The 16723-nt window shown below is 60.1% G+C and carries 17 protein-coding genes and 2 pseudogenes; 14 read left to right on the top strand and 5 right to left on the bottom strand.

What is annotated here, in order from left to right; genetic code table 11:
• Positions 1-15 precede the first annotated feature (15 nt).
• The 12 genes and pseudogenes from AB4Z48_RS04920 (at position 16) to AB4Z48_RS04865 (ending at position 11469) form a co-directional block, all read left to right on the top strand.
• Positions 16-945 (top strand): TniB family NTP-binding protein, encoded by a 930-nt coding sequence (locus tag AB4Z48_RS04920; protein WP_441612761.1) that lies wholly within the window; start codon positions 16-18, stop codon positions 943-945.
• Complete coding sequence (locus AB4Z48_RS04915) at positions 929-2014, top strand: TniQ family protein (protein WP_441612760.1); 1086 nt, start codon at positions 929-931, stop codon at positions 2012-2014. Before AB4Z48_RS04920 ends, AB4Z48_RS04915 begins: the two co-directional genes overlap by 17 nt.
• Positions 2002-2331, top strand: a pseudogene (locus AB4Z48_RS04910) (TniQ family protein); the annotation flags it as partial. The gene AB4Z48_RS04915 and the pseudogene AB4Z48_RS04910, both read left to right, overlap by 13 nt.
• A 945-nt stretch (positions 2332-3276) precedes the next feature.
• Positions 3277-3849 (top strand): hypothetical protein, encoded by a 573-nt coding sequence (locus tag AB4Z48_RS04905; protein ID WP_441613060.1) that lies wholly within the window; start codon positions 3277-3279, stop codon positions 3847-3849.
• An 852-nt stretch (positions 3850-4701) separates the two neighbouring features.
• A pseudogene (locus tag AB4Z48_RS04900) lies at positions 4702-4836 on the top strand (hypothetical protein); the annotation flags it as partial.
• A 128-nt stretch (positions 4837-4964) separates the two neighbouring features.
• Positions 4965-5426 (top strand): IS66 family transposase, encoded by a 462-nt coding sequence (locus tag AB4Z48_RS04895; RefSeq protein ID WP_441612759.1) that lies wholly within the window; start codon positions 4965-4967, stop codon positions 5424-5426.
• Between the two features lie 388 nt (positions 5427-5814).
• The gene (locus AB4Z48_RS04890; RefSeq protein ID WP_441612758.1) at positions 5815-6150 is read left to right on the top strand and encodes a hypothetical protein; all 336 of its coding nucleotides are present in this window, start codon (positions 5815-5817) and stop codon (positions 6148-6150) included.
• A 669-nt stretch (positions 6151-6819) separates the two neighbouring features.
• On the top strand, positions 6820-7041 hold the full coding sequence (locus AB4Z48_RS04885; RefSeq protein ID WP_441612757.1) for a hypothetical protein: 222 nt from the start codon (positions 6820-6822) through the stop codon (positions 7039-7041).
• A 297-nt stretch (positions 7042-7338) separates the two neighbouring features.
• Positions 7339-9162, top strand: a complete 1824-nt coding sequence (locus tag AB4Z48_RS04880; protein WP_441612756.1) for an ATP-binding protein — start codon at positions 7339-7341, stop codon at positions 9160-9162.
• Positions 9163-9558: 396 nt separating this feature from the next.
• A complete protein-coding gene (locus tag AB4Z48_RS04875) occupies positions 9559-10509 on the top strand; it encodes a M35 family metallo-endopeptidase (protein ID WP_441612755.1) in 951 nt (316 codons plus the stop codon).
• A gap of 31 nt (positions 10510-10540) precedes the next feature.
• Complete coding sequence (locus tag AB4Z48_RS04870) at positions 10541-10936, top strand: hypothetical protein (protein WP_441612754.1); 396 nt, start codon at positions 10541-10543, stop codon at positions 10934-10936.
• 2 nt (positions 10937-10938) lie between these two features.
• Entirely contained in the window at positions 10939-11469 is a 531-nt protein-coding gene (locus AB4Z48_RS04865) for a hypothetical protein (RefSeq protein ID WP_441612753.1), read from the top strand.
• Between the two features lie 129 nt (positions 11470-11598).
• On the opposite strand, the gene AB4Z48_RS04860 is transcribed toward AB4Z48_RS04865, so the two are convergent.
• The 4 genes from AB4Z48_RS04860 to AB4Z48_RS04845 form a co-directional block, all read right to left on the bottom strand.
• Positions 11599-12159, bottom strand: a complete 561-nt coding sequence (locus tag AB4Z48_RS04860) for a hypothetical protein (protein ID WP_441612752.1) — start codon at positions 12157-12159, stop codon at positions 11599-11601.
• Positions 12160-12498: 339 nt separating this feature from the next.
• The gene (locus AB4Z48_RS04855) at positions 12499-12705 is read right to left on the bottom strand and encodes a hypothetical protein (RefSeq protein WP_441612750.1); all 207 of its coding nucleotides are present in this window, start codon (positions 12703-12705) and stop codon (positions 12499-12501) included.
• A 102-nt stretch (positions 12706-12807) separates the two neighbouring features.
• Positions 12808-13278, bottom strand: a complete 471-nt coding sequence (cynS, locus tag AB4Z48_RS04850; RefSeq protein WP_441612749.1) for a cyanase — start codon at positions 13276-13278, stop codon at positions 12808-12810.
• 60 nt (positions 13279-13338) lie between these two features.
• Positions 13339-13827, bottom strand: coding sequence for a carbonic anhydrase (locus tag AB4Z48_RS04845; protein ID WP_441612748.1), 489 nt, complete (start codon positions 13825-13827; stop codon positions 13339-13341).
• Between the two features lie 372 nt (positions 13828-14199).
• Between AB4Z48_RS04845 and AB4Z48_RS04840 the strand changes: the two genes are divergently transcribed.
• Positions 14200-15600, top strand: a complete 1401-nt coding sequence (locus tag AB4Z48_RS04840; protein WP_441612747.1) for a dihydrolipoyl dehydrogenase — start codon at positions 14200-14202, stop codon at positions 15598-15600.
• Positions 15601-15624: 24 nt separating this feature from the next.
• On the opposite strand, the gene AB4Z48_RS04835 is transcribed toward AB4Z48_RS04840, so the two are convergent.
• Positions 15625-16116 (bottom strand): cysteine hydrolase family protein, encoded by a 492-nt coding sequence (locus AB4Z48_RS04835; protein WP_441612746.1) that lies wholly within the window; start codon positions 16114-16116, stop codon positions 15625-15627.
• Positions 16117-16447: 331 nt separating this feature from the next.
• Here AB4Z48_RS04835 and AB4Z48_RS04830 point away from each other — a divergent pair, with 331 nt between their 5' ends.
• A complete protein-coding gene (locus AB4Z48_RS04830) occupies positions 16448-16684 on the top strand; it encodes a DUF2188 domain-containing protein (RefSeq protein WP_441612745.1) in 237 nt (78 codons plus the stop codon).
• Positions 16685-16723: the final 39 nt, after the last annotated feature.

Here is a 16723-nt window from a genome sequence, read left to right as displayed (position 1 = left end):
CTCAGTCCGACATCTATGAGAGACCTCCATTTCTCCCTCCGTCGTCACTTCATCGAAACGCAGCAGGTGAAGCAAGTATTTCAGCGCATCGGCGATGTACATCATGATATGTTGCGGTCCGGTACGAGCAAGGGCCTTACGCTGCTCGGCGTGAGCGGCTCTGGCAAGACCACCGCTCTCCGACAATGCCTAGCTTCTTCGTTTCCGGACAGTCTGATCCCCGGGAAACTTCGCCGAACGTTGGAGATTGCTACGCCTTCGACCCCAACGAAAAAGAACTTGGCAAGCGCCGTGCTGACCGGATTGAATGATCCATTCGCTGATTCGCGTAGCCATACCGAAGGTGTAAAAACCAAACGAATAATCAAGCTACTCACGAACTTGCAGACCGAAATTGTTGTGTTCGACGAGGCCCAACACATCGTCGATTGCACGAGAAGCACCACCTATGAGGCGGCCGACTGGGTCAAAGAAATAATGAACGCGTGCAACATAGTTGTCGTGCTCGCTGGGCTTGAGAGGACACAGCAACTTCTCTGGACCAACGAGCAGTTGCGCCGCCGTTTCTCTGCAGTGGTACGCCTCAGGGGATACGACCTCTACGTGCGGGAGGAAGCAGAGCAGTTTGTCGCGATTCTCGCTGCGCTGCGCTCATTTCTTCCCGTGCCTTCCGTTGACTTCCTGACGAAGGAGATGATTCAGCGCTTCCACTTCGCGAGCAACGGCTTAATCGACTATCTGATCAAGGTACTCGACCACGCCACATGGCAGGTTCTAGTTGGACGGTCGAATGGGATCGACAGCAACCTTCTTTCCCAAGCGTTTCGGGACGAAGTATGGGCGGAGGCGCCGTTGGAACGTATCCCTTTCACCACGGAGTTCAATTTCAAACCGCTGAGCGGCACACGTGAACCGTTCGAGGTCTTCAATGGCATTCAGAGCTAATGCAATGCGTCGGGACTTCGAGCCTCAGCAGCGGACATTTCCGAGGTCAAAGGTCGAGTCGTTCCTTGGTACCCCCGGCTTTCGTCGCGGCTCACCAATCTTCCCCAGTAGTGTTGAATCGTATCCGGAGGAGAACTTCGAGAGCTATCTATTTCGTGTCGCAGAGCGCAATGGGGTGCCCACGATACCGGAAGTCATGCAGGCGCTCCGTCTTCCTGCGCGGAGAACGTATGCTCCAAACGAACACGAAGAGATTTGCTTTCGTCTCGACTACCGGCTGCGTAACCTCGTTCCAATAGAGCCAGTGCCAAGTCAGCACGAGGCAATGTTTGCTGGTCAATGGATTCGCGTCAAACATCTGATGACCTTCGCTACACGAATATGTCCTCAGTGTCTCGCGGAGGATGGCTATGGTCGAATTGGTTGGAAGCTGGTTCCACTGCCCGTGTGCGATCGCCATGGAACTTATCTCGTGGATAGCTGTCCTTGTTCCCCGAATCGGGCGATCGGCATACGAAGGCCTTGCTACTCGGAGTGTGAGTGCGGAATGGATTTGCGGTCAATCGCTTCATGCCGGGCGAGTGCAGAAGCTCGTTCGCTGGCAAGCCTCGTCATCAGGCGCTTGCTCAAGCAGCCAGTAGGCGATGCCGATTGTGCGCTTACTGGCCTCGCATCGATTCCACGCGAAATCTCTTGCACGGAGCTATTGGACATTATTGTGGTGCTCGGTTGCATGGACCCAAAGACTGGCAAATTGGGTCCTCGATACGGTTCGCCACCCAGCGAGCTGAGGCCGAATATCGCTCAATTCGAGCGGGCGGCCCAGATTTTGGCTGGCTGGCCGGAAAGTCTTCTTCCCTCTGTTCGAGTCTTGATCGCGCCAACCGCGTCCAAGGCCTTGTCATGGAGTGATCCGTCTGATCGTCACGATACAACGCGTCGATACTTGGATTCGGCCCTGTTCAAGTGGATTGCCGACGCTCAGTCGAGAGTTCTTCAGGAAAACATCCGCTGGATGTTGCAGTCTTTGGGCGCTGAACTGATTAGGGGGAAGACATGCTCTCACTAGCGGTGAGTGCGGCCCCTATGCCAGATGAGGGATTACTCGGCTATTTATCACGACTTGAGGGTGAAAACGCACTAGGATCCGGCGAATTGCTCCGACGATTTAGATCGATGCCGGAAGAAGAACTGTCGAGCATCTTCACGGCCGGAAATCACCCGTCGGGATGGGCGCATGAAGTCGCAGAGATCCGGCGCCCTTCAACCAGGCCGGCGCGGGTATGGAGTCATCGGATCTGGAAGTATTGTCCCCCTTGTCTACGACTTGCCGGCTACTGGCGTAATCACTGGAGCCTCACCCTGGTAGCTTGCTGTCCATTGCATAGCACCAGACTCATGGATCATTGCTCAAAGTGCGAAAGGAGAATCACTCGACAAGCGCTACTCGACTTCCGTTGCGACGAATGCGGGCAACCGCTGGCGGACGGCATTGCGGTCACGACACAGTCGCGGGGGGCGCTGTGGTTGGCGGCTGAGCTCGCTCGTCGGCTTAATGGCGCTCATCGCGACCGCGTGGAAGGGGTGCGGGCGCTCGGGCTCATCGAGTTGCACGAGTTGGCGCTGCGACTTGGTATTCGCGCTAGCCATACGCAACGTGTCAAACCATTGAAGGTCCGGGATGCCAGCCTAGTTCCCATAGCGCTGCCGATTGCCAAAGAAGCGGGGGAAACACTGATGACGTGGCCTGTGGGCATGAAGAGACTGCTCGGTCGTCTGTGCACTCAGGCTCCTCAAGAAAGTCGATGGCGGATTCAAAAAGCCGTTGGCCCCTTGTATCGAGATGTCTATCGATATCTCGATGGCCCTTGCTTCAATTTTGTGAGGAAGGCATTCGAGGCATATGTCGGGGAAGAGTGGCAGGCGCCGCTCGCGCGTCGCAATCGAAATTTTCCGCCCTCGGTCGTCCAACGGCACGGCTGGCTTAGCATAAGTAAGGCTGCGTCACGACTCGCTCTCCCTCCGTCACTGCTATTTCGCCTTGTAAATAGTGGCGAACTACGTGCGCTTGAGATCAAGCACAAGAGTGGCAAAGTCAGCCGATCGGTTGACCTCAACGAATTAATGGCAGCACAAAACACGCTGCGATCGGCGTTATCGCTACGACAGGCGTCCAGGAGCCTAGGCATTGGTCTGGAACGAGTGCGTCAGCTACTTGATGCGGGACTGTTGCGAGCTCTCGCTGGACGACCGAGGCCGGGAGAGAGATGGTGGATCGATCGAGAGAAATTGCCTGTGCCGGCAAACCGAAAAAGACGGAAGCGGAGGGAGGTGGATTCCGAATCCATCACGGTAGCGGACATCGCGAAATACCTGGTCGCCGATGCAGATACCTTTGTTGCCTTAATCGGTGCAATCTGGTCAGGTTCACTGTCGGCCGGCGTAGGCGCGGATCCCGCGCGAATTGGCGAGTGGCGTTTGGATCGAGAGGAAGTGGCAACGTGGATGCTTGAGAGGCACAAGACTGAGAGTGTCAGCCTGGTTGAGGCCGCTGACCAACTGGGCGTGAAGCAGGAGGTCGTGTATGCATTATCGCGGGCAAAGATCCTGACGACGAACGTCGTTCGGGTTGGGCGGCGCGAGGCGCGAAAGGTCTCAAACAGTTCGTTGTCGGCTTTCCGCGATCAATATGTGTTTGGCACCGAACTGGCTCGGCTTGCCGGGACGAGCCCGAAGCACTTGGCACGCCGACTCCTAGCCATTGGTATCCACGCTGTCGCAGGGCCAGGGGTCCATAACTGCATGTGCCGCCAGTATGTGTGGGAACGGAGTCAACAGACGTTAGACGTAGCCATGAGCAGCTTCGTTGGAAAACCCCACGAAAGAAGAGGGCTGGAACGATGAGCCCAACCCTTGCGGCCCTTATCGCACTACCGCCAAACCAACATGGCGGCTGGCGCCGTCAGCATGTGAATTGAAGGAGCATCGTGTCTGAGAAATTTGTTCCGCCCTCCTTTGATGGCTTTAGGCGAAAGGTCCACTATCTCCGCTCTCTTGTCGGGAAAGACTCGCTTCCGGTAAGTCGGGCCTACGAGGTAACCGCGCGCATATGCGGTCATCGGAGTTGGCATGCATTGAGTCGGCTACTCAAGAGTCCGACGCCGCAACTGACCATCTGGGATGAGGATTTGGATCACTCGGAACTGATGCGGCGACGTGAGGTTCAGGTGTCAATCCTCATGGAAGAAGCCGGGGTAGCCAAGTCCGAGGCAGAGCACATCCTCGATATCGTTCGAATCTCCGCGAGAGTGGGATGCGAAGTGGTGGCTCCTGAGGCGGACGCCGACGTCAACGCACGGGTCGATGCCTTGAGGGATCGGCACGTTGAGCCGAAGACGCAGCCAGTGCCGTCGGTCATATACCGGAAACGTCGAACCCTGGTGCGTAAAGCGGTGTCATAGATGGGCTGGGGGATTTGCCGACGCGGTCGACGGAATCGACATGTCAGCAGTGCGCCCAGCTGACATTTGCCAGGAAATCTGGGCGGCGGTTCCCGCTGGCACGAGCGACACTGCGGTTAACTATTCAGCATGTTAGTGGTTGTAAACATGCTGAAGGCACTGCATTGTGTGGGAAATGACAAGAATGCCGAACCTCAAGGACTTGACGCCGAAGCAGAAGGACGCGCTCATCATGGATTTGGTGATGCGTCCGAATGCGTTCGAGGCGCGGCTGGAGTAGGATAGTCACAACTCAAGCAAGCCGCCTTCGACGGATGGCCTGAAGCGCAAGCCGAAGTCGCTGCGCGAGCCGGGGACGAACCAGCAAGGCGCTCAACCGGGGCATCAGGGCAAGACACTCAAGTGGATGGCGGACCCGATCATACGGTGATTCATCCGGTGGCCGAGCATTGCGAAGCCTGTGGCAGGCGCATCGCGGCAGATCAGGTCACGGTGCTGCCGCAGGGCCGCCAGGTCATCTAGTTACCGGCTATCCGCTTTGAGGTTACCGAGCATCGTGTGCAAGTCGCGCAATGCCGCTGCGGCAAGACCCATACGGGTCAGTTTCCGGCCGGGGTAAGCCAGGCGGTGCAATATGGCCCCCGAGTCAAAGCGGCAGCGGTCTATTTGACGCCGTATCAGCAAGTGCCGATTGACCGGGCAGCGCAGGCCTTGCAAGATTTGTTCGGGCTGTCGGTAAGCACGGGCACCATTCAAAACTGCATCAACGAGACCGCCAGTGCCCTGGCACCGGCGCTCGAGCAGATCAGCCAGGCGATGATCGCGAGATACATAGCTAGAACTGGGGCGCGCGCGTCGAACTGGATGGCGGTTGACGATGATGACGGTGGTTGGCCAGAAACTCTCGGGAGCCGGTTGATCGTGACCGACAGCGATCTCGGACTCTCGTGCCCGAACACTCAGGAAACGCTTCGATCGAGAATACCGGAGTTCTATGGGAGGGACGTGTCATGGCTTTAGACGTGGACAGTCGGTTGAGGATGCCGCTCACTGTAATCGCTGAGCCCAATGTGGTGCTTGTTGCCTGGGAACTCATGCAGGTTCAGGTCGGCGCTGTGCACTTCGTTGGCCGCCGTCTCGACAATGGTGTTTGGCGTGTGAGTTCGACTGTGGAGAGTTTCGACGCAGGCCGGTCGGTCGGAGTTACACGCTCGGGACGCAGGTATGCCCTTCAGGGCAATCGTGGATTCGATGCGCACGGTGCGATTGCCTGGATGGCATGGTGTAAGGCTAACGGCGTAACGGCGCCGGTGAGGGTGCAAGCACGTGGTCGCATTGCGATATGTTGCCGCAAACAAACATTCTGTCTATGTGAAGAAGTGTATGTGGACGTTACTGGGGATCGATTATGTTGAGGGTACAAATCGAGTTGCTGCCGAACGGCGATGAGACGGCGAGTCGAATTCTTGGCGAAGTTACGATTGCAAACGATGGGTCCGGCTCCATACATACGGGAAACTATCTCGTCGTGATGAATGAATATGATGAGCGGATCCCAGGTCGAAAGGCCACTTACAGAACTACAGCCGTTATTGAGGACCTGGAGCGCGACATCGTGCGTCCGATGCAGATTGTGGGTGTGGCGCTCAGCTTCCTCGCGCCCGTAAAACGAAGCATCAGTAATACGACGGTATCCTTGGGCAGAATACTTGCCCGAGGCGAAGTCGATCCTGAAGTGGAGTAGATGTCTCGTAGGAAACTGCCATGCGCCTATACGTTGACTGCGAGTTCACCGACCTCATATGCCAAGAACCGATCAGCATAGGCATCGTCGGCCAGAATGGCGAAGAGTTCTGCGCTGAGCTCTGCGACATCGACGAGTCGGCGTGCAGCCCATTCGTCCGCGAGGTCGTGCCTCCGAAATTGTCCAGACTTCTGGAATGCACATACACCACCGGTATGTCTCCTAATTTATAAGAGGACTTAGAGCGCTACTTTCCAATGCTGGGCACGCTTGAGTCTAGTCCCCGCATTGGCTCTCTTCCAGAGCGCCTAGCTTCTCACGAAGGGTATCGACGATCCACGAAACAAAGGTTTCCCATCCCGCTTGGCTAATTGCCATGCCCTTGGGTCCCTCCATAAGCACACATTCCGCGGAGTCGTGTTCGGTCAGTTCAGGGTGCAGCATTAACCAGCGTGCTATTAGGCTTTCCAGTTCATAGGGGACGTCCTTCAGGTGAAGGTAAGTTGTGCTCCCATGGCTGAAGTACGGAAGACCAAGCGGCAACCATCCCGAAAGGAGGCGTAGTTTCTGATTTATTGCCATAGCGGAAGGCGTGGACTAGAGGATTTCCTACTATACGCCGAGATTGATGGAGGCAGGCACCGGATGACAAGACTTCGTTAATTCGCCGTGCGCGCGAATCTGACCTATACCCAGCGGTCTGCCAAGGTGGTCGAGGAGATCAAGGGCGGCCGCATGCAGGGACATGTCGTGGAAAGCGTGAAAGCCCTTCCCGCTGAGATGACACGCACGTTCTTCCTGGCCCGCATTCATGCCATTCACGATGTGGGTCCGGGGATGTGCAAGAAGGTGGTCTCTGATAAGACCGTACGACCGAAGCGAACTCGCTGAGCTTGACCGAGCGATGCACATAGGGTCGCGCTCACTTTGAGGTTGCTTTGATCATACGACGTTCAGCGGTGCCAAATGAAGCGTTCGATTTTCTCTGAGAACAGCCATCTGCTCATCCGGCTATCACGAACTTGCGACCTGTCGGAGCAGGTCGCCGAGACAGCGTGGAAGCGATCGAGGTCCGTAGTGCTGCGCATCGTGTAGCCCCGTCATCAGCGTATCCCCTCTGAATCCGGGTTGACGCGTGTGCAGCAAACCGCCAACTTCTTGGCTCGACCTGCCCCTCTGAGAGCACACATGCGGCTGCAATCTGTCTCGATCCGAAATTTTCGATGCTACCGTGACGAAATCACGGTGGGCCTGTCCGATCTGACTACGTTCGTTGGGAAAAACGATATCGGGAAGTCTACCGTCCTTGAAGCATTAGAGATTTTCTTCAACAACGAAACAGTCAAGATCGATAGCAGCGATGCCAACGTCTTCGCCGACGATAAGACGGTAGCCATCACTTGTGAGTTTTCCGATCTACCCGAGCCATTGACCCTCGATGCCGGCGCGGAGACGACGCTGGCTGCAGAGTATCTGCTGACTGCCAATGGAACGCTGAAGATACGCAAGACCTTTGACTGCGGCAAGAAGGCGGTCTCCTGCGAGGTTGCTATCCTGGCTAACCACCCGACGGCACCTGGTGTCGCAGATCTACTTGATCTGAAGGAGCGCGACCTGCAGCGACGTGTGGAAGAGCAGAAGCTTGCTGTTGCAAGAAAGGGCAATCCTGGCATGCGTCAAGCGCTTTGGGCAGAGGCCGGTGACCTTAACTTGGCGGAGGTCGAGATCCACGTCACGAAGCCGAAAGAGGACAGCAAGCGCATCTGGGATCAACTCGAGCCGCATCTTCCACTGTTCGCGTTGTTTCAAAGCGATCGTAGCAGCCGCGATTCGGATGGTGAGGTGCAGAATCCCATGAAGGCCGCAGTTGCCGCTGCAATCGCGGAGGTGCAAGATGATATCGAGCGCATTCAGTTGAAGGTGCGTGAAAAGGCCGAACAAATCGCCAGAACCACACACGAAGCGCTGAAGACCATCGATCCGAACCTTGCCAGGGAACTGACACCGCAATTCGCACCGCCGACGGCCTCCAAGTGGACTGGCCTCTTCTCAGTTAGTCTCGATACCGATGACGGTATTGCGTTGAACAAACGTGGCAGCGGCGTTCGCCGCCTCATTCTAGTGAGCTTCTTCAAGGCTGAGGCAGAACGCAGGCTACGCAGTGGCACCACTCGAAACATCATCTATGCGATCGAGGAACCCGAGACGGCTCAGCATCCCAACAACCAGCGCATCCTCATCGAGTCGTTCAAGGTCTTGGCGAGTGAGCCGGGGTGCCAAATCATCCTCACCACGCATAGCCCAGGGTTCGCGTCTGAACTGCCCACTGAAAGCATCCGATTTGTGACTCGCGATGATGGCTTGAAGCCGAGGGTCGAAGCAGGTGCCGACGTCTTTGGCAATGTCGCGGAGACGCTCGGTGTCGTCCCGGATAGCCGCGTCAAGGTACTCCTCTGCGTCGAAGGTCCAACGGATATCGCCGCACTAAAATGCTTGAGTCGGGCGTTACATGCAGTCGACCAAACGCTACCGAATCTCGAGACTGATCCGCGAGTGGCATTTGTGCTCTTAGGGGGCTCTGCTCTCAAGCACTGGGTCGCGGAGCACTACCTGCGTCAGCTTAACTGTCCTGAGGTTCATATTTACGACAGCGACGTCGCCAGCTATGGCGAAGCAATCAATGCCGTCAACCGCCGTGAGGACGGCTCCTGGGGCGTGCTGACTGCCAAGCACGAGATCGAGTGCTATCTGCATCCCGACGCGATCAGGGAGGCCTTTGGTGTCGATGTGGTTGTTGCAGATCAACCAGATGCTGCCGGCAAGGCCGTGCCTAAGTTGTTTGCCGAGGTCTTTTCGGCCCAGCAAAGATTCGACGGCGTGATGAAGGACACGCAAGCGAAAAATCGCTTGGCCGACAAGGCGTTCCCCTTGATGACCGCGGAGCGATTGGCTGCCCGCGATCCGGCGGGTGAAGTGCTCGGGTGGCTACGCAGACTTGGCGCCATGCTTTGACGCATTCCTACGACCACATCTTGACCAGCAGCAAAAAGCAGCCTGTCGATTCACGGCTGGCCTGCATGCCCTGCTGGCCCCGCTGAAACAGCAGTTGGACCACGCAGTCAACCGCGTGCAGGCACTGTGCTGACCCGGGTATGAAGATGATCGGCGCTTGCGTCACCGCGTCTTGAACGTGGCCAACGGCGGCAGCCCGGAGGGGCGTTGTGCGCAGGCAGTGCCTGCCTGCCGCCCGTCTTCTCGACACAATTGACGCAACTCAATCCCCGCTCTCAACAAGACGTTTCTTCGCATTCCTGCAGCCCTCTCCCGATCTCAACTGGCCGATCCCCTGGAACACTGGATGTCGGTTCGACCATTTTGAGGGTCATCCACCCGACAACGGAGAAAGGCATGACGGATATGCGAGAGGCATTGAAGCATGGCGACAAGACAAGCACAGACGGGACGCTGATTTCCACAGTGATCGGCTTCGCGCATCACGGTGTCAGTGTGGCAGCGGAAGGGGATCACGCTACCTGTCCGGCTTGCAAGGTGGGTGGCCCGGTGATGAACGACGCCTGTCCGGACTTCACACTCATGGACGGGCGCCAGATTCTGGTACGGGGTGCGAGAGTGATGTGCCAATGCACGGACAAGCCATGGGTCATCCCGTCACAGCAGGACTTCACCATTGAAGTGAACCGGACTAGCCATCCCCGACCCGTGACCGCACCGAGTAGCTACGCCCCGGTCAGTGCGGAGAAACTATCCGATGGGCCTGGCAGTCCCGTAGACGATTCGGAGCGTATCTGCGCGAACATGAGCAATGCGGAGTTTCGCAGCCTCATTCTCAGGCTACGTGATACGGCTATCGCGTGCTGTGCCAAGAGGCTGGTGGAGCTTCGGCGATGGGAACACGCGGATCGGGCGCGTGTGGAGACTTGGTTCGGTGTGTCAGACGAAAGGGTCCGCCAACGCCTGCTTGAGGGCATCCCTCGCATCGAAGCGATCCTCCGGAGTCTGACCGCCGACAACTTTGTTCGATACTCCGACGAGAAGATGAAGTACATCGGTTGCACGCCCAAGACTTCCAACAATCCGGAAATCGTAGCGGCCGTTTGCGCTCCCGATACAAAGACGCACACCATCGCCATTGCGCCTATATTTTGCGGGTTATCGCCATACGCTGACAGTGTCGATTCGCAGTTGCTAACGCTGGTGCATGAGGTTTCTCACTTCCAGGATGCAATGGCGACCAAGGATCTCTTCTATCGGATATACACATCCAAAAAGGAAGCTGCGGCAAAGAATCCGCGGTGCATTGAGAACTCAGATAACGTGGCTGCCTATGTCATTGTCTAAGTCCTTCCGCGCTGTCGTAGCAGTAGCGGCCATGCTCGCCCAGCCCGCTCTGGCATGCAGCTTCAGCATTGCATTCAACACCAGCTTTGAGCCTGATACCGATCGCCTGCCCGCCTCGGAAGTGCGCAGGCTGGCGGAGTGGATGATCGACGGGCCTGGAAAATATGAGAACAAGGAGAGTTTTCATATCGTCCTGTATGAGCACCCTCTCGCCGGTATCGGTCATGCGCGCGCGCGCGAACGCGTATCCCACCTGCAGCATTTGCTGACAACGCTTGATGTGCCGACCAGCAAGATTTCCTGGGAAGTCGGCCGTTACAGACCAGGCAGAACTATGGAGCCCCCCAATTTCGCGCAGATCGACTTCCTGCCGGGGTGTCCGCATCCTTGCTGTCCAGGTCCGCAGCCGATCCAGCAGACGCAATAGGCATGGACACGATGACTGGCAGCCTGTTGTCGCTCAACGCGCTGCGGCAAAGAACCCGCTGTGCATTGAGAATGCCGATAGCGTGGCTGCCCGGGTCATTGTCTGAGTACTTCCGCCACATCGCTACAGCCGCAGCGATCCTGACGCAGCCCGCCCTGGCCTGCAGTTTCGACATCTCCTTCAACAGCAATTTCGAGCACGGCGCGGATCGCTTACCTGCTTCGGAGGTGCGCAGGCTGGCGGAGTGGATGATCGACGAGCCGGCAACCTTTGAGAACAAACAGGGGTTTTACATTGCCGTGTATGAGGCTCCCTCCGTTGACGTCAGTCATGCTCTCGCGCGCAAGCGCGTATCTCACCTGGAACAGTTGCTGATGACGTTTGGTGTGCCGGCGAGCATGACCACTGTCGAAGTTCATCGCTACAGGCCAGGAAAGTCTGCGGAGCCGCCGGACTTTGCACATATCAACTTCATGCCGGGCTGTCCGCATCCATGCTGCCCGGGTCCGCAGCCGATCGAACGGGCGCGATAAGTACAAATGGCAGACCTCGCCAAGCCAATCGAAATGGAGTTCGCGCTATGAGGCCCGCTCCGCTCTTGGGCACGCATGGGTGCTCATGATGTCTGCCTCGCCGATCATCGAATTCCTGGTGTTCGCCGTTTAAGCAAGCGCACCGTCCGTGAATACATCCGTGCTACCGGCCCGCGCGCCCTCGGAGAACGGATCGCGCTTGCCGTTGTTGGCGCCATCGGTAAAGGGGTCGCGCTGGTCGATGCGCGCGCCGTCGGTGAACGGGTCGCGCTTGCCGATGTGCGAAGCGCTGGCAACGACCTGCTGCGCCGCGCCGCTGTATGCGCCTTCCGAGAACGCGTCGCGCTTGCCGTTGTTGGCGCCGTCGGTAAAGGGATCACGCTGGTCGATGCGCGCACCGTCGGTGAACGGGTCGCGCTTGCCGATGTGCGAAGCGCTGGCAACGATCTGCTGCGCGGCGCTGCTGTATGCGCCATCGGAGAACGCATCGCGCTTGCCGTTGTTGGCGCCGTCGGTATAGGGATCGCGCGCGTCATTGCGTGCAACGGATACGTTGTAGCGATACCCATGTTCCACGCCCACATCGGCGGCAAAAGCCGCGTGCATCCCGCCAGCGGCGGCGGCGAAGGCGACGATGGAAACAAGGCGCTTGGCGAGGGTGGTGACGTTGGTGACGTTGGTGGTGTTCATGATGAATCTCCAGGGTGATGTATCGGGCTGCGGTGGCGCTGTTTAGTCGCGGCCGCGTTGCGTCGCTGGCGGGACCATCTGGTCTTTGCTGCCACCGCCGCGCTACAGGAAGCATTTAAGGTGACCGATGTATCCGGCCCGTAGTGACTTGGCACCCGGCCGGTGAGCGTGCGTATCGCATCGGGCCGCTGATACAGACGGATACCAAGTCGGCTGTCGCGGCGGCGCGGCAAGCGGCGCCCGGTCTACATGGCTGATCAGGGAATGCGTTGTGAACGGTGCTTCGTCAGGGCGCGGTGCGCACGCCCTCGCGATGGACCGCTGCGTCACCCACGTATGTCACCGGCGCCCGCCGTCCGCGCGCGGCGCGCAGAACGCATGATTGGCGGGGTGCTGCGCGAGGCAGGACGATGGCTCCGGGTTCTGGCGCTGCGCCCGCGCTTGCGCGCGCGCCCGCTCGATCACGCTCCAGTCCGGGCCGGCGAATGCCGGCCATGCCGACAGGAGGGTGGTGACGCTGAACAGGGTGAGGAGAATCTGCTTCATGGCTGGCAACTTCATTCGATGCGTGGGGGTCCGGCGGGCGCCGCCGGGGGCGGTGGACGGATGGCCGCTTGCGCAGCGGCCATCCCGCCACCGGCATGTCGTTCAGAACGGCTTGGTCGGCAGGTACTTGCCGTCGAGCGTGATGACCGCGCGCTGGCCGCCTTCGGGGTCGTCCACTTTCTTGATGTCGAGCTTGAAGTTGATGGCGCTGATGATGCCGTCGCCAAACTGCTCGTGCACCAGCGCCTTGAGCGTGGAGCCGTAGATCTGCACGATTTCGTAGAAACGGTAGATGGTCGGGTCGGTCGGCACGCCGCCGGGGATGCTGCCGCGCACGGGGACGGTCTGCAGCTGGCGCACGGCGTCGTCGTCCAGGTCCAGCTTGGCGGCCACCACCTTGGCGGCATTCGCGGGCAGCGGGTGCTGGCCCAGCAGCGCGGCGGTGACGAAGGCCACGCTCAGGCCGGTGCCTTCGTTGATCTGCTCGAACGTCAGGCCCTTGCGGATCTTGGCGTCGATGATGAGGTCGCTCAGGGCCTGGCGGGGGGCTTGGCTGTATTGGGATTGGGTCATGGCATTACTCCTTGGARTGGATARAGACTGGGAACAGGGGGTGAAGCGWTCAGGCGGCGATCAGGCGGCGATCAGTTCGCGCCTGGCAGGGGTTGCGGATGCGCCGGGACGCGCCGCGAGGGAAACGAAGCGGTTGGTGTTGCCGTCCAGCGTGTCGATCGCGCCGGTTTCGATGTCGTAGACCCAGCCGTGCAGGTTCAGGCGGCCTTGCTCCAGCGCGAGCGCCACGGACGGGTGSGTCTTGATGTTGGCSAGCTGGGCGATGACGTTCTCGCGCACCATGGAGTCCACGCGGGCGTGCTCCGAGGCGTGCTCRCGGGCCTCGTTGACGGCCTTGGCGGCGTCCGCGTGATGCAGCCAGCCTTTCACGGCGGGCATGTGATCGAGGCACTCGCGCTGCGTGAGCAGCTCCGGCACCACCCGGCTATCCGAGCAGGCGATGAACAGGGTGCTGGGGCTCTGGCTGGTGGCCAGGCGCTTGAAGAGGTCCGAGCGCTGGGGGAAGGCGTCGCGCTGGAACTTCAGTACGCCGTCGATGATTTCTTGCATGTCTTTCGCTCCATCGGTTGATCTGGTGTGGATCGGGATTCGATGGAGCAAGAATGGACCGGATCAGCCATAGGGTCCAAGACCGATTCATTATCCAAACCATAGGCAACACCAATAGCTAGAACTGCCGCGGCGGCGGTGCCTTGTGCTTCGCCGGCATGGCCGGGCGTGGCTACGGCAACCGGTGCCGGGTGAGATGGATAGTCATGAAATCGATACGCCACGCCATATCCAGGCCCATGTCCCGCTCCTAACATTGGGCCCATCAACGCAGGGATCCCGCACCGGTCCCGCGCAACCGGGCCCCGGATGGTCTTGCGGTTTGCGCGGTCGGGGCGGCTCCCCGGCACAGGCCATTCAAAGGGAACAGACATGAATACGATTCAGACCGATGTCGCTGTGATCGGCGCGGGTACCGCGGGCCTTGCCGCCTATCGTGCCGCCAGGGCCGCCAGGGCCGCCGGCAAGCGCGCCGTCATCATCGAGGGTGGCCCGTATGGCACCACCTGCGCGCGCGTTGGCTGCATGCCCTCCAAGTTACTGATTGCCGCCGCCGAGGCGGCCCACGAACTGCGCCACACGGCGGCGTTTGGCGTGCATGTCGACGGGCGCATCCGCATCGACGGGCGCGAGGTGATGGATCGGGTCAAGCGCGAGCGCGACCGCTTTGTCTCCTTTGTCGTGCGCGGCGTGGAGAATATCCCGGCCGAAGACCGCATCCGCGGATACRCAAGGTTCGTCGACAACACCGTGCTGCAGGTCGATGAGCACACCACCGTGCGGGCCAGCCGCGTCGTGATTGCCACTGGCTCCAGCCCGGCGGTGCCGGCGCCGCTGCATGTGTTCGGCGAGCGCCTGGTGGTCAACGATGACGTCTTTGCCTGGGACGACCTGCCGCGCAGCGTGGCGGTATTCGGGCCTGGCGTGATCGGGCTCGAGCTTGGCCAGGCACTGTCGCGGCTGGGCGTGCGGGTGCATGTATTCGGCGCGCGGGGCGGCGTGGGCGGATTGTCGGATCCGGCCATCAAGGCCTACGCGGCCCGGACCTTCCAGGACGAGTTCGCGCTGGATCCGGCCGCGCAAGTGACCGGCATGCGCCGCGATGGCGACGAAGCGGTGATCACCTTCATCGACCACGCGGGCCAGAGCGTGACGGAGCGCTTCGAGTATGTGCTGGCGGCAACCGGACGCCACCCCAATGTGCGTGGCCTTGGCCTGGAGAATACCGGGCTGGAACTGGACGCCGGCGGCGTGCCGAGGTTCGACCCGGCAACCCTGCAATGCGGCCACGCCCCGGTCTTTATCGCCGGCGATGCAAACGATATCCTGCCCCTGCTCCACGAAGCGGCCGACGAAGGCAAGGCTGCCGGCGAGAACGCGGCGAACTACCCCGCCATCAAGCCCGTGCCGCGCCGCGCGCCGATCGCCGTGGTGTTCTCCGATCCGCAGATCGCCATGGTCGGACAGCGTTACGCCGACCTGGAGCCGGGCACCTTTGTCAGCGGCGAGGTCAGCTTCGAGGACCAGGGCCGCAGCCGCGTCATGCTGAAGAACCGCGGGCTGATGCACGTCTATGCGGACCGGGCCAGCGGCCGCTTTCTAGGCGCGGAGTGGATTGGCCCCCGCGCCGAGAATATCGCGCACCTGCTGGCCTGGTCCTGCCAGCAGGGACTGAGCATCGACCAGATGCTGGCCATGCCGTTCTATCACCCAGTGGTGGAAGAAGGGCTGCGCACGGCGCTGCGGGACGCGGCGGCGAGGCTACAGCAGTAAGCCGCAGCCTCGCCGGCGGGCGCGCTATGCGGCAGCGCCCGGCCCGTTCTCCGACCAGATATCGCCGGACCGCAGGACGTGGCCGAAATGATGACGCCAGAGCCTGATGCCAAGCCCGCCGGACACATCCAGCGAGGACCCCACCGTGAGGTCTTCGAGCAGAGTGGGTTGCAGCCCGGCATCGAACAAGGCAAAGCCGGCCGCCAGCACGCAGGTTTCGGTCTGGATGCCGCAGACCAGCACCCGGTCGAGGTTCAGGCCTTGCAGATGCGCGATGGTGTCGGGCGAAGGCGCGTAGCCGTGCTTCACGAACACCTGGTCGGCCGCGACCAGGCTGTCGTCTGCCGGCGCCGGCGCCCATCCCAGCTGGCGCCGGAACGGAGTGACGGCTTCATCGTGGCGCTCGACGGTGGCAACGGTTGGCAGCCTGCCGACCAGCGCGGCGACCCGTTCCACCAGCCAGGGCGGCGGGGAGAAGCTCGGCTGGATATCGATGATCAGTAGTGCCTGACGCATGGGCTCCTTGTCTGTCATTGCGCATGTTTCGCCCGGATCATAGAACAGTCACCACGGGTTTCGATAGCCCCGGCCGGCTGATCGTGCCGGCGACCCCGCCCCGGTTAGCCGCGGGCTGAAGGGAAGCTGAGGGGGCCTTCCACGATCTATACTCCACAACGGGAACGGCGGCGGCTGCTCCTGTACCTGATGGAGCACAATCGATTGAAACCCCGGATCCGCCACTTGCGCACTTGCGCCGCTTGCGCCAATCATCCCGCTTGCGCCACCTCCGTCCGCGCCCGCCGTGCGCGCTGTCCTCGCCGCGCCGGACATCAGGCCATCGCCCGCCATGACAACGCCCGCTAACTCCAATGTTCACGTGATCCTGAGCAGCGAGGGTCACTGGACCGTCGCTGTCGAGGGTGTCGGGCGCGTGACAAGCTGCATATCGCGCGAAGCCGCGATCGAGGCCGGCACGGCACTCGCGCTCGAGCACCGCGTCGTCCTCTACGTGCACCTGCGCGATGGCCAGTTCGACTGGTGGAAGGATTTCGGCGACGGCGGAACGTCATCGTCGCTCAACTGAGCGCGGTCAGGCTGCCTCGCCTGCGGCGCGCCGGGCCGC

Origin of the sequence: Cupriavidus sp. 2TAF22 (assembly GCF_052115045.1) — a bacterium.
In the GTDB taxonomy this organism is placed as follows: domain Bacteria; phylum Pseudomonadota; class Gammaproteobacteria; order Burkholderiales; family Burkholderiaceae; genus Cupriavidus.
This window is presented reverse-complemented; position numbering and strand designations above follow the sequence as displayed.

What these genes read in the sequence shown, in the direction of transcription:
- AB4Z48_RS04860 (WP_441612752.1), bottom strand. Translation starts at nt 12,159, where the DNA reads ATGAACACCACCAACGTCACCAACGTCACCACCCTCGCCAAGCGCCTT.
- AB4Z48_RS04880 (WP_441612756.1), top strand. Translation starts at nt 7,339, where the DNA reads ATGCGGCTGCAATCTGTCTCGATCCGAAATTTTCGATGCTACCGTGAC.
- cynS (WP_441612749.1), bottom strand. Translation starts at nt 13,278, where the DNA reads ATGACCCAATCCCAATACAGCCAAGCCCCCCGCCAGGCCCTGAGCGAC.
- AB4Z48_RS04870 (WP_441612754.1), top strand. Translation starts at nt 10,541, where the DNA reads ATGCTCGCCCAGCCCGCTCTGGCATGCAGCTTCAGCATTGCATTCAAC.
- AB4Z48_RS04875 (WP_441612755.1), top strand. Translation starts at nt 9,559, where the DNA reads ATGACGGATATGCGAGAGGCATTGAAGCATGGCGACAAGACAAGCACA.
- AB4Z48_RS04890 (WP_441612758.1), top strand. Translation starts at nt 5,815, where the DNA reads ATGTTGAGGGTACAAATCGAGTTGCTGCCGAACGGCGATGAGACGGCG.
- AB4Z48_RS04835 (WP_441612746.1), bottom strand. Translation starts at nt 16,116, where the DNA reads ATGCGTCAGGCACTACTGATCATCGATATCCAGCCGAGCTTCTCCCCG.
- AB4Z48_RS04830 (WP_441612745.1), top strand. Translation starts at nt 16,448, where the DNA reads ATGACAACGCCCGCTAACTCCAATGTTCACGTGATCCTGAGCAGCGAG.
- AB4Z48_RS04915 (WP_441612760.1), top strand. Translation starts at nt 929, where the DNA reads ATGGCATTCAGAGCTAATGCAATGCGTCGGGACTTCGAGCCTCAGCAG.
- AB4Z48_RS04920 (WP_441612761.1), top strand. Translation starts at nt 16, where the DNA reads ATGAGAGACCTCCATTTCTCCCTCCGTCGTCACTTCATCGAAACGCAG.
- AB4Z48_RS04855 (WP_441612750.1), bottom strand. Translation starts at nt 12,705, where the DNA reads ATGAAGCAGATTCTCCTCACCCTGTTCAGCGTCACCACCCTCCTGTCG.
- AB4Z48_RS04865 (WP_441612753.1), top strand. Translation starts at nt 10,939, where the DNA reads ATGGACACGATGACTGGCAGCCTGTTGTCGCTCAACGCGCTGCGGCAA.